Below are 11,999 nucleotides of genomic sequence, written 5' to 3'. Positions count from 1 at the left end.
CGTCCATCCGTTCCGACCGGCGCGTCAGTTGGTCTTGGCGGCGATGACCTCGTCGAAGCGCAGGTCGAACTCCTCCCGCGCGTCGAGCCGCTTCGGCAGATCGCCCGCCTCGTGGATCACGTCGATCAGGGACTGCTGCTTGGCGATCAGGCCGGCCAGCAGCGGAAACTGGAAGTCGCCTTCAGACTCGACGATCTTGCTGCCGTCGGCCGGCTTCAGGTTCTGGCGCTTGACGTAGTAGGCGTCGACCCAGGCATCGACGTTCTTGTGCGACCAGCGGCTGGCGTCGATCCAGCCCCCAACGAATTCGCGGATCGCTGCGGCCTTTGCCGGGTCATCGAGAGCCTTCTGGCTTGCGTAGAGGTAGGTTAGGCTCTTGGGCAGCCGGTCATTCTGCTCCTTCGGCAGCGCGCTTGCGCCGCGATCGGCGAAGTCGGCGAGGTAGCGAGAGAAATGCGGTTCGTTGAGCGCGGCCACATCGACCTGGCCGGTCCGTATCGCATCCGGAAAGTCGGCGGCTCTCAGGGGTACGAGCTTGACATCCTTGCGGGTCAGCCCGGCAAGCTTCAGCGCGTTCAGCACGAAGGGCTGGCGTCCAGTGCCCTCGCCATAGGCGATGCTTTTGCCCTTCAGTTCCTCGAGGCTTTTGATCTTCAGCCCGGGACGGACGGCGAGGAAGTAATCGGTCTCGGAGGAGACGCGCGCGGCGACGATCGGGATCCGTTCGCCCGCAGCATGCGCCTGGATCGGCGGCGTATTGCCGACGGTGGCGAGATCCAGTGCGCCGGCGCGGAAGGCCTCCAGGATCGCCGGGCCTCCAAGGAAATTGGCGTAGGTGACGTTGCTCGACAGCTTGGCCTGCACGCCCGAGGCGCGGATCAGCGTCTGCAACGCCTCGTTCTGATCGGCGACAACCAGCTTCGTGCCGGCAGGGATTTGCTTGGGAAGGGCGTCCTGCGCCGCTGCCCCGCCAACCGCGCAAGCCAGAAGCGGCAGGGCCAGCGACGCCTTCAGCAGGGTCCGGCGGCTGGCGTCCAAGCGTTTCGCGAGATCGGTCGCGCTGACCATATCCGTCCCTTTCGCAGTATTTGCCGTGCGGCGTCCCGATGACGCGGCGATCGTCAAATTCTGCAAAGGAAACGTTCGTTAAGTCAAACAAACGTTCTTTTTAATATACGTCTCGGATGCGAAGAACGTTCCAAACCGAAGGGTGGTTTCGGGAATGAATTGGCCCGCCGCGGTTCCGTGGCCGGGTTTCGATCTGATGCATGGCGGGTTTTTTGGCGATGTCCGACGACGGCACGATGGCGGCCCCCGGTGAGGGCGCTGTCGAGATCGGGCGACAATCGCCACGGAAGATCCCAGGAGCCAGATCACTGTCCACGATTCCCGGAGCACGCCGGCCAGTTCGAAGGCATCTGGCTCTCCAATGGGCACGTTGCTGAAATCAGTACATTTGGAGCTAAAATCAATGCCTTCCCGGCGCGCTACGGCAGCGCTAGGCTTCCGTCACGCCGCGCCGCCTTGGGCGCGCCGTATCTGCCGGGGCGGGGCATGCAAGCCGATCTGATCATTCGCAACGGCCATGTTGTCAGCATGGACAGCGGTTTCTCGGTCCATGTCGGCGGTGCAGTGGTGATTTCCGGCAATCGGATTGCCGCTGCCGGACCGGCCTCGGTCGCCGAAGGCTTCACAGCCGGGCAGGAGATCGACGCCGAGGGCGGGCTGGTCATCCCCGGCCTGATCAACAGCCATTGCCATTTCGCGATGACGCCGTTTCGTGGCCTCGGCGAGGGTTTGCCGGACCGGCTGGAGCGCTTCATGTGGCCGCTGGAGCGCGACATGGTCGATGGCGATCTGGTCGAGGCAGGGGCGACCCTCGGTGCGATCGAAATGGTCGTCGCCGGCACGACTTGCGTCGTCGACAGTTATACCTATCCCGAGCGACGCGCCCTTGCCGCGGACAAGGTCGGCCTGCGCGCCCTGATCGGCCAGACCATCATGAGCCAGCGCACGCCGGATTCGCCCGACTGGCGCGCCGGGCTCCGGCGCGCGGAAGGCTGGCTCGGCGACTGGGCAGGCCATCGCCTCGTCACACCGATCCTCTCGCCGCATTCGCCCTATGCGTTGGATGACGAGGCGCTGGCCGCGATCGTGGGGTTGAGCGATCGGAGCGGCTGCAGCGTCACCATGCACGTCTCCGAATTCGAGTGGGAGGCGCAGCGCCTGCGCGAGAGGCGCGGCCTCACACCGATCGCTCATCTCGATGCGCTCGGCTTCTCCCACCGCGTGTTCATCGCCGCGCATTGCATCTTCGTCGACGACGACGACATCGCCATCATGGCCAGGGGCGGCATGAGCGTCGCCCACAACATGGTCGCCAACATCAAGGCCGGAAAAGGCGTCGCGCCGGCAGCGAAGCTGCGCCGCGCCGGCGTTGCCGTCGGGCTGGGCACGGATGGGCCGATGAGCGGCAATGGAATCGATACCCTCGGTCAGCTTGGCTATGTCGCCAAGGTCGCCAATCTGATGGCGCTGAACAACGCGGCCATGCCGCCGCGCGACGTGGTCGAGATGGCGACGATCGGCGCGGCGCGGGCAATCGGAATGGCTGACGAGCTCGGCTCCCTCGAGCGAGGCAAGAGGGCCGATATCGCGATCATCCGGACGGATCAGCCGCATATGCAGCCGCTCTACGATGTCTATACCTCGCTCGTCTTCAGCGCGACGACCCGCGATGTTCGTGCCACGATCGTCGACGGTCGCGTCGTTGCCCGTGACGGCGCCCCCCTTCATGCCGATATGGGCGCCGCCGTCGCAGGGGTGCGCGCAGCGGCTGCGCGGCTGGCAGCGCATGTCGGCCTGCCGCCACTTGAGATGAGTGGCGGGCACGCCATTCCGCCCGCACGGCCCTTCCTGTCCTGAGCTAGGGAGCAACGATGAACAGGATCTCCGGTCAACCCATCTTCTGCCCAAGCCGGCGCGAGCTCCTGGGTTCCGGCCTTGCCCTAGCGGGTGGAGGCCTGGGCATTTCGGTCGCTCGCGCCGCCGGCAAGGATGTCGTGAACGCGCAGCTCAGCTGGCGGCTGAGCAACAACCAGCTCGGCGAGATCGCCGCGATGAAGCTCGGTTACTACGAGGCCGAGGGCATCGAGCTGAAGATGCAGCCGGGCGGCCCTAGCAATGACGGTGTCGCCATCGTCGCGTCCGGCCGGGCCAATGTCGGACAGCTCTCGTCCTCGCCCTCCCTGCTGCTCGCAGTGTCTCAGGGCATCCCGTTGCGCTGCTTCGCCTCGGCTTTGCAGCGGCACCCGTTCACATTCTTCTCCCTGCCGCGGGCGCCCGTTCGCCGGCCGCAGGATATGGTCGGCAAGCGCGTCGGCATCCAGGCGACGGCGCGACCGCTGCTGCGCGGCATGCTGCTCCGGAACGGCCTGCAGGAAAGCGACGTCAAGATCACCGTGATCGGTGCCGAGCTGACGCCGCTGCTCACCGGGCAGGTCGACGTCGCGACCGGCTGGATGTCGAACGGGCTTGCCGTCGGCCCGGACAGGATCGAACTCGGGCTGTGGGATTGCGGCGTTCGCCTCTACGCACTCCCCTATTATGCGACGGTCGAGACGCTGGCCAAGCACAAGGATGTGCTCGCGCGTTTCGTGCGCGCCAGCTCCAAGGGCTGGGCCTTTGCCTATCAGAATGTCGAGCAGGCCGTCGCCTACCTGCTGGAGAACCAGCCCGAGCTCGACGCTGCCAATGCAATGGCGACCGCAAAATCGCTGATAACCTTCGCCTATGACGAGACGACCCGGACACAGGGCTGGGGAGCGATGTCGCAGAAGCTCTGGCAGGACCAGATCGACCTGTTCCGGGAGCTGGGTGAGTTCACCGCGCGCGTTCCTTCGGCCGACGAGGTGTACACGCCGGACATACTTGCGCTGACGCAAGACTCGCGCCCGCGGCTGGGCTGACCATGGGCAGCACCCCGGACGCGAACATGCGTGCGGCGCTCGAAGCCGCGCGCGAAAGCCCGAACCGGCTGCGCCAGGTCGGTGCCGTCCTTCGGTCAAGCGACGGCACGGTGATCGGCGCGTGCAACACCTTCCCCGCCGGGGTGCAGGATCGACCCGAGCGACACGAGGGGGACGGTCGCTTCGTGTGGATGGAGCACGCCGAGCGCCATGCGATCTTCACCGCCGCACGGCGCGGTATCGCGACGGCGGGAGCTACGCTGACGACGACATTCTTTCCGTGCATCGATTGCGCCCGCGCGATCGTCGATGCCGGCATCATCTGCGTCGAGACGCCGCCGCCCGCATTCGAGGATCCGGTATGGGGGCATGCCTTCGTCCGCTCCGTCGTGATTCTGGAGGAGGGCGGCGTCGCCATACGGCATGTCGACGTCGCTGCAGCCACCGACAGATGAGGGTTCGCCCTGCACACCGCCAAGGCAGTTGCCGCCAGCTTGTGCATGATCTTATTACGGCAACGCGTTGAACGAAATTTTGTGATATCTGAGTACGCCAGATAGTGATCTAGTTCCCCGATAAGGCGGTAACCGCCACATTGAGGGGACTATCATCATGCCGCTCGACAGACGCAATTTCTTGCGTGGCGCCAGTGCCGCCGCCTTCTCCGCTCCGTTGCTCTCGATCGAAGCCGAAGCCCAAGGCAACGCGATCGTCAATATGCAGCTCGGCTGGATCGCAGGCGGCAATCAGATCGGCGAGGTCTGTGCCAAGGCGCTTGGTTACTACGATGCCGAAGGCATCGATATGCGCATCCAGCCCGGCGGGCCGAATGTCGATGGCGTCGCCGTCGTCGCCAGCGGGCGTTTCGAGGTCGGCCAGGTGTCGTCGAGCCCCTCGCTGATGCTGGCCGCCTCGCAGGATGTCCCGGTCGTCTGCTTTGCAGCCGGCTGCCAGAAGCACCCTTACACCTTCTATTCACTGAAGAAGAATCCGGTGCGCGAGCCGAAGGACTTCATCGGCAAGAAGGTCGGCATCCAGTCGACGGGTATCATCCTGCTGCGCGCGCTCCTGGCTCATAACAAGATACCGGAGAAGGACGTCACCATCGTCCCGATCGGCGCGGAAATGACCCCGCTGTTGACCGGGCAGGTCGATGTCGTGACCGGCTGGGAGACGAACACCACCGCGCTCAAGGTCCTCGGCGCCGACCGGGTTGGGATGTCGCTCTGGGATGCCGGGGTGAAGCTCTACGCACTGCCCTACTATGCCACCGCCGATACGGTGAAGACAAAGAGCGATTTGCTGGCAAAGTATTTGCGCGCGACCGCCAAAGGCTGGGCCTATGCCTACGAAAATCGCGATCAGGCGGTTGCGCTGCTGGTCAAGGAATACCCCAATCTGGTCGCAGCGGACGAGCGGGTGGCTCTCGACGTGATGCTGTCCTTCTCCTTCGGTCCCCAGACCAAGGCGGAAGGTTGGGGGACCATGGACCCAATCGTCTGGCAACAGCAGATCGACCTCTATGCGGCTCTGGGGCAGTTCGCCAAGCGCACCCCCAAGCTTTCGGAGGTTATGACGGCCGACGTCCTCAGGATGACAGCCGATACGCGGCCGCGGATCGGCTGATCCGATGGCCGCGCTCGCCACGATGGAACCGCGCCAGACCGATGCATCGCGCCCGGCCGGGAGCACCGCGGTCGGCTGTCACAACCTCTCGGTGCGCTTCGTCACCGAGCGGCGCACCGTTACCGCGCTGGAGAATGTCAGCTTCTCAGTCGAGAGCGGCGGCTTCCTGAGCCTGCTCGGCCCCTCCGGCTGCGGCAAGTCGACCTTGCTGCGGGTGGTGGCCGATCTGATCCCGCCCAGCTCGGGCCAGATCACGGTCTTGGGCCAGACCCCGCAACAGGCGCGGCTCCAGCGCGCGCTCGGCTTCGTCTTCCAGGATGCCGCCCTGCTGCCCTGGCGGACGGCCTTGCAGAATGTCGAGCTCTCGCTCGAGGTCGGCGGGCGGCCGCCCCTGCCTCCGGGCATGCCGACCCCGCGCGAATTGCTCAAGCTGGTCGGACTGGAGGGTTGGGAAGGCAGCTTTCCGCACGAATTGTCCGGCGGCATGCGCCAGCGGGTTTCGATCGCCCGCGCGTTGCTCGGCGGACCGCGGCTCCTGCTGATGGACGAGCCCTTCGGCGCACTCGACGAGATCACGCGCGATCGTTTGAATGAGGAGCTGCGCCGCATCTGGCGCGAGACCGGCACGACGATCCTCTTCGTCACGCATTCGGTCTATGAGGCGCTCTTCCTCGGCGAGCAGGTCCTGGTGCTCGCCGCCAATCCCGGCCGCGTCGCGTCCCTGGTCGATATCGACCTCCCGCGGGACCGTACGCTCGCGATCCGCGAGACGCCGGAATTCATGCGCACTGCCACAGTCCTACGCGCAGCGCTGGGAGGCACGGAATGACGCTTGCCACCGCGATTTCGCACGAAGAAACCATTTCCGATGCCGAGGAGAGCTTCCGCCGGGCACGGCGCCACGCGCAACTGCGCCGGCGCATCCTGCCCTTCGTCGGCATCGCCATCTTCCTCGGTATCTGGGCCGCGCTGGTCTACCTGTTCAAGGTTCCACCGTTCGTCGCGCCTTCGCCGCTGCTGGTGGCGCAGACGCTCGTCGGCAAGGGCGGCATCCTGTTGTCGAACCTTGTTCCGACCGCGATCGAGGCCCTCTCCGGCTTTCTGCTCGGCAACATCGTCGCGATCGTCATCGCGACCGCCTTCGTTCATAAAAAGACGCTCGAGGAAACCTTCTTCCCGACGGTGGTGCTGATCAACACCATTCCCGTCGTGGCCAAGGCACCGATCCTGGTGCTGCTCCTCGGCAACGGCATGGAACCCAAAATCGCCATTGCGGCTCTGATCTGCTTCTTCCCAACGCTGGTGAACATGGTGCGCGGGCTCGAGGCGGTGAATCCGCAGGCGATGGAGCTGATGCGCGTGCTCTCGGCCTCGAAGCGCGAAGTCTTCTTCAAGCTCCGGCTCTACAACTCGCTGCCCTATCTGTTCTCCGCGCTCAAGATTTCGGCCTCGACCTCGGTCGTGGGTGCGATCGTCGGCGAATGGATCGGCTCTAATGTCGGCATCGGCGCGCTGATCATCCAGGCGACCTACAGCTTCGACTCGGCTCTGCTCTACGCGACCGTCATCGTCGCTTCCTGCTTCTCGATGCTGTTCTTCCTGACCGTGACCCTGCTGGAGCGCCTGATCGTGCGCTGGCAGCCGGCCAACGCGCACTGACGCTCCGGCCCAAACGTGGAGAGGCTCATGACTCCGACCACCATCGCAGATCCGGGCGGCCCCGTCCCCGTCGTCGCCAAGACCGACGTGCTCGTCGTGGGCGGCGGGCCGGCAGGCATGGCCGCCGCGATCGGCGCCCGCCGCGAGGGCTGCGCCGTCACCATGGTCGAGCGCTATCCCTATCTCGGAGGCCTCGCCTCCGGCGGCATGGTGCTGGTGCTCGACGACATGCACAACGGCGACGAGGTCACCGTGCAGGGCGTCTGCATGGAAATGATCGAACGCATGGCGGCGCGCGGCGCCTGTGTCTATCCGCCGCCCGAGGAGCGCCGCCAGGATTGGGCGATGCACCGCAAATGGGCGCGCTGGGGAGCGCATGATTTCCGCGCCCAGACCAAGCCGCAACCGATCGTCATGGCCGCTGCCTTCGATCCCGATGGCTGGAAGCGCGCCGCCAACGAGATGGTGACCGAGGCGAAGCTCGATGTGCGCCTTCATTCCTGGTTCTCGCGCACGCTGGTCGAGAACGGCAAGGTCACGGGCATCGTCTGCGAGACCAAGTCCGGGCGACAGGCGATCCTGGCCGATGCCGTCGTCGACGCCTCCGGCGATCTCGACGTTGCCGCCTCGGCCGGCGCGGCCCACGAAAAGGGCTCCTTCATCGTCACGACCGTGTTCCGGCTCGGCGGGGTCGATACCGACGAAGCCGAGCGCTTCCAGCATGACGAGCCCGACGCCTTCGCCGCCATCGACCGGCAGGCCAAGCGCATCATGGGCGGCTCCTGGGACATGTGGTGGCTTAAGACACCGCTGCCCGGAGTCGTCTGGTGCAACTGCCCCCATATGGCCGGGTTCGACGCGCTCGCCGTCGAGGACCTGACCCGTGCCGATTTCGAGGGCCGCAACAAGCTCTACGCCCTCGTCGATTATGTCCGTGAGCACATGCCCGGCTTCCGCAGCTGCTTCGTCGTCGACGTCGCGCCCCAGCTCGGCGTGCGCCAGACCCGGCTGCTGCAAGGCGAATACGTGGTGAGCAAGCGCGACGTCCTCGACCGGGTCCATTTCGCGGACACGGTGGCCCGCGGCCGCGACTACTACACACCCTATCGCTCCATGCTGCCGCGCGGCCTCGACGGGCTCGTCGTTGCCGGGCGGCATTATTCCGCGACGGAACAGGCCCAGAAGATGTCGCGCGAGATTCCGCCTTGCATGGCGATGGGCCAGTCGGCCGGCGTCGCCGCCGCCTTGGCCGTCGCCAGCGGGCGCCGCCTGCGCGATGTCGCCGCGCAGGAAATCTGCAAGCGCGTGCGCGCCCAGGGGGGGGATCCCGGCGACATCCCCTCCGAAAACGCCACCATCCTGGAGAATGCCGCGTGACCAACCCCGCCGAACTGCCGCTCGCCGGCATCAAGGTCGTCGACTTCACCCAGGTGATGATGGGGCCGGTCGCGACGCAGGTGCTTGGCGACTATGGGGCCGACGTCATCAAGGTCGAGCGCCCGCCTTACGGCGATCTCTCGCGCACGTCCTTTCCCAACGACCCCGCCGGCCTGCAGGGCCCGGTCTTCTGCTCGCTCAACCGCAACAAGCGCTCGATCGTGCTGGACCTGCGCAAGCAGGAGGCGAAGGACGCCGTATTGCGGCTGATCGACGAGGCGGATGTCGTCGTCAACAATTTCCGCGCCGGTGTGATGGACCGGATGGGTTTCTCCTACGAGGCGCTTGCCGCGCGCAACCCGCGGCTGATCTATGCGGTCGGCACCGGCTTCGGCCTCACCGGCCCCTATGCCCACAAGGGCGGCCAGGACGTGCTGGCCCAGGCGCTCTCGGGCGTGATGTTCCGGCGCGCCAATGCCGATCAGCCGCTGGCCGTGCTCTCGACCACCTTCGCCGATTATTCGGCCGGCATGCACATGGTCCAGGGTATCCTGCTTGCACTGCTGCAGCGCCACAAGACCGGCAAGGGACAGCGCATCAGCGTCTCGCTTTTCGATTCGATGCTGGCGGCGCAGACGCAGGAGGCAGCCGCGCAGCTGATGCGCGGACGCGAGGTGAATTGGGGGGCGATGCCGCTCACCGGCGTCTTCGAGACCGAGGACGGAGCCCTCGTCATGGTCGGCGCCTTCAAGGCTGATCCGCTCGGTGACATCGCCGCCGCGCTCGACCTGCCGACGCTGAAGGGCGATCCGCGCTTTGCTGGCCATGAGCTGCAGGTCGCCAACAAATCGGCCTTGCAGGCGATCTTCGCAGAGCGCTTTGCGGCGCAGACCACCGCCTACTGGCTGGAGCGGCTCGAGCGACAAGACCTCCTGTGCGCGCCTGTGCGCCAGCTCTCCGAAGCCCTCGACGACGAGCAGACCCGCGTGAACGGGATGATCCTCGAGGCTGACGGGCCGAGCGAGCGCGTGCGTGTGGTCGGCTCGCCGATCCATATGGAGGCTGCGCCGGTGACGATCCGCGTTGTTCCTGCCGGCCTCGGGCAACATACCGACGAAATCCTGGGCGAGCTCGGGCTGTCGGCTTTCGGAAAGGTGGCCTGATGCCGGTCAGCTTTTCGGTCGAGGATCACGTAGCCCGGGTCACCATCGACCGGCCGGAGGTTCTGAACGCGCTCGACCAGGTGGCCGAGGCCGAGATGGAGGCGATCTGGCAGCGCATCGAGGCCGATCGCTCGGTGCGCGTGGCGGTGCTGACAGGCGCCGGCGACCGCGCCTTCTGCACCGGCGCGGACATGCGCAATGTCGATCCCGAGCTGACCGGCCTCGCCTATTGGGCGGCCGCACGACCGGCGGGCTTCGGCGGCATTGCGTTGCGCCAGACACTCGACATCCCGGTTATCGCGCGCGTCAACGGTCATGCGGTCGGTGGCGGTTTCGAAATGGTTCTAGGCTGCGATCTCGTCGTTGCGGCCGAGCATGCGAGCTTCGGGTTGACCGAGCCGCGCGTCGGCCGCTTGCCGCTCGACGGCGGCATGGTGCTGCTGCAGCGCCAGATCGCCCATCGCCACGCGCTCGGCATGCTGCTGACCGGGCGCCGGATCAAGGCGCAGGAAGCGCTCGGCTTCGGCCTCGTCAACGAGGTTGCAGCCAAGGAGGAACTCGACGCCGCGGTCGATCGCTGGGTGCAGGATATCCTCGCCTGCGCGCCCCTTTCGCTGCGCGCGATCAAGCAGGTCGCGCGCCGGACAGCCCATCTTTCGCCGACGGAGGCGCAGGCGCAGCGCCTGCCGGCCCTGGTCGCGGCTCTACAATCGGCGGATTCGGACGAAGGCGTCCGCGCCTTCCGGGAGAAGCGAAAGCCCGTCTGGCAGGGTCGCTGAACCGGGAGGTCCGCCATGCCCTTTGTCATCACGGACGCCTGCATCGACATCAAGGACAAGGCTTGCCTGACAGCCTGTCCAGTCGACTGCATCTACGAAGGCGGCCGCACGCTCTATATCCAGCCGGACGAGTGCATCGATTGCGGCCTGTGCGAGACGGTCTGCCCGGTTGCGGCTATCCACGCCGATGACCGGCTGCCGCCCGGGCTTGCCGAATGGCCGGCGGTCAATCGCGAATTCTTCGGACCGGAGGTGACAGGCTGGGGCAAGCCCGGCGGCGCCGACTTGTCTTTGACGACGACGCGCGATCATCCCACGGTGGCGGCCTGGCCGAGGAAGGCCGCAAGCTGAGGATGCCCGGTCATGCATGCCGCTGCCCTGTTCTATTTCCGGGAGGTCGCGCGGCTGGGTTCGATCCGCCGCGCAGCAGCCCAGCTGAATGTCGCGGCGAGTGCGATCAACCGCCAGATTCTGAAACTCGAGGACGAGTTCGGCGGCCCCCTCTTCGACCGACTTCCGGCCGGAATGCGCCTGACGGTGGCAGGTACGTTGCTTCTGCAGCACGTTACCTCGACGATCGAAGCCTATGGGCAGGTTCGCGCGGCGATCGACGATCTTCGCGAAGCACGTTCGGGCCACGTCACGATCGCGGCGCTCGATTCGCTTCTGGTTGACTTCCTGCCGCGGGCATTGGCGCGGTTCGGGCGCGACTTTCCCGCGATCAACCACACCGTGCTCGCCACGCCGCCGGCCGAGATCGCAGGCATGGTCAGCAGCGGCGCCGTCGATATTGGTCTGACCTTTATCAGTCCGCTGTCGACCGCGAACGTCAATTTCATTGCAGAAGTTCCCGCGCCGATCGGGGTGGTCATGCCGGTTGATCATCCGCTGACCGCGCGCCTGAGCGTCAGCTTCGAGGAGGCTCTGTCCTATCCCGTGCTCGACCAGACCGGACCGTTGCCGCGCGGCGCCGACACCGACGCCGATTTCAGTCAGTTCAAGGCGATGCTCAAACCGAAGATCACCTCGAACTCGATTCAGATGATCCGAATCTGCATCGAGCTCGGACTCGGTATCGCCTTTTTCACCCGACTCGGCTTCCTGAAGGAAATCGAACAGGGCAAGATCGCATGGCGCCCTCTGTCTTCCCCCGGCGTGAACATGCTGCGCATCGGCATCATTACGGCAACCCACCGTTCGTTGTCGCCTCCAGCCGCCCAGCTCTCCAAGAGCTTGATGAACGATCTTCGGCAGCTCACGAACCACTGAGTTCAGGGGCGAGATGGAGGTGGTTGGCGCCAGGGCGCCAGGGCCCAAACTGATGACCCGTAGCTGACGGCGGCAGCGACGCAGACGGCGGCGAGACAGTTGACGGCGCGGAGCCATCCTTCACGTCCGTCCAGGGCTTCTTGCGTCGCTAAAAATAT

12 protein-coding genes are annotated in these 11,999 nt (G+C 65.8%); 11 read left to right on the top strand and 1 reads right to left on the bottom strand.

From position 1 onward, the window contains the following. Positions 1-24 precede the first annotated feature (24 nt). Positions 25-1,068, bottom strand: a complete 1,044-nt coding sequence (locus AB4Z10_RS03785; protein WP_441469045.1) for an ABC transporter substrate-binding protein — start codon at positions 1,066-1,068, stop codon at positions 25-27. A 486-nt stretch (positions 1,069-1,554) separates the two neighbouring features. Between AB4Z10_RS03785 and AB4Z10_RS03780 the strand changes: the two genes are divergently transcribed. The 11 genes from AB4Z10_RS03780 (at position 1,555) to AB4Z10_RS03730 (ending at position 11,841) form a co-directional block, all read left to right on the top strand. Beyond that, positions 1,555-2,925, top strand: a complete 1,371-nt coding sequence (locus AB4Z10_RS03780; RefSeq protein WP_441469044.1) for an amidohydrolase — start codon at positions 1,555-1,557, stop codon at positions 2,923-2,925. 14 nt (positions 2,926-2,939) lie between these two features. Next, entirely contained in the window at positions 2,940-3,968 is a 1,029-nt protein-coding gene (locus tag AB4Z10_RS03775) for an ABC transporter substrate-binding protein (RefSeq protein WP_441469043.1), read from the top strand. 2 nt (positions 3,969-3,970) lie between these two features. Continuing rightward, a complete protein-coding gene (locus AB4Z10_RS03770) occupies positions 3,971-4,423 on the top strand; it encodes a deaminase (protein WP_441469042.1) in 453 nt (150 codons plus the stop codon). 157 nt (positions 4,424-4,580) lie between these two features. Further along, positions 4,581-5,594 carry an ABC transporter substrate-binding protein gene (locus AB4Z10_RS03765; protein ID WP_441469041.1) on the top strand — a complete coding sequence of 338 codons (1,014 nt, stop codon included), beginning with the start codon at positions 4,581-4,583 and terminating at the stop codon, positions 5,592-5,594. Between the two features lie 4 nt (positions 5,595-5,598). After that, the gene (locus AB4Z10_RS03760; protein WP_441469040.1) at positions 5,599-6,423 is read left to right on the top strand and encodes an ABC transporter ATP-binding protein; all 825 of its coding nucleotides are present in this window, start codon (positions 5,599-5,601) and stop codon (positions 6,421-6,423) included. Then, positions 6,420-7,253 (top strand): ABC transporter permease, encoded by an 834-nt coding sequence (locus AB4Z10_RS03755; RefSeq protein ID WP_441469039.1) that lies wholly within the window; start codon positions 6,420-6,422, stop codon positions 7,251-7,253. The genes AB4Z10_RS03760 and AB4Z10_RS03755 overlap by 4 nt, the downstream gene beginning before the upstream one ends. Positions 7,254-7,280: 27 nt before the next feature. Next, positions 7,281-8,630 (top strand): FAD-dependent oxidoreductase, encoded by a 1,350-nt coding sequence (locus AB4Z10_RS03750; RefSeq protein ID WP_441469038.1) that lies wholly within the window; start codon positions 7,281-7,283, stop codon positions 8,628-8,630. Then, positions 8,627-9,793 (top strand): CaiB/BaiF CoA transferase family protein, encoded by a 1,167-nt coding sequence (locus AB4Z10_RS03745; RefSeq protein ID WP_441469037.1) that lies wholly within the window; start codon positions 8,627-8,629, stop codon positions 9,791-9,793. Before AB4Z10_RS03750 ends, AB4Z10_RS03745 begins: the two co-directional genes overlap by 4 nt. Then, positions 9,793-10,572 carry an enoyl-CoA hydratase-related protein gene (locus AB4Z10_RS03740; protein ID WP_441469036.1) on the top strand — a complete coding sequence of 260 codons (780 nt, stop codon included), beginning with the start codon at positions 9,793-9,795 and terminating at the stop codon, positions 10,570-10,572. The genes AB4Z10_RS03745 and AB4Z10_RS03740 overlap by 1 nt, the downstream gene beginning before the upstream one ends. A gap of 15 nt (positions 10,573-10,587) precedes the next feature. After that, positions 10,588-10,923 (top strand): ferredoxin, encoded by a 336-nt coding sequence (fdxA, locus tag AB4Z10_RS03735; protein ID WP_441469035.1) that lies wholly within the window; start codon positions 10,588-10,590, stop codon positions 10,921-10,923. A 12-nt stretch (positions 10,924-10,935) separates the two neighbouring features. Next, positions 10,936-11,841: a LysR family transcriptional regulator gene (locus AB4Z10_RS03730; RefSeq protein WP_441469034.1), complete on the top strand. Its 906-nt coding sequence runs from the start codon at positions 10,936-10,938 to the stop codon at positions 11,839-11,841. Positions 11,842-11,999 lie beyond the last annotated feature (158 nt).

It is taken from the genome of Allobosea sp. RAF48, assembly GCF_052114025.1.
In the GTDB taxonomy this organism is placed as follows: domain Bacteria; phylum Pseudomonadota; class Alphaproteobacteria; order Rhizobiales; family Beijerinckiaceae; genus Allobosea.
Note: the sequence above shows the minus strand (reverse complement) of the source record. Positions and strands in the feature narration are given on the sequence as shown.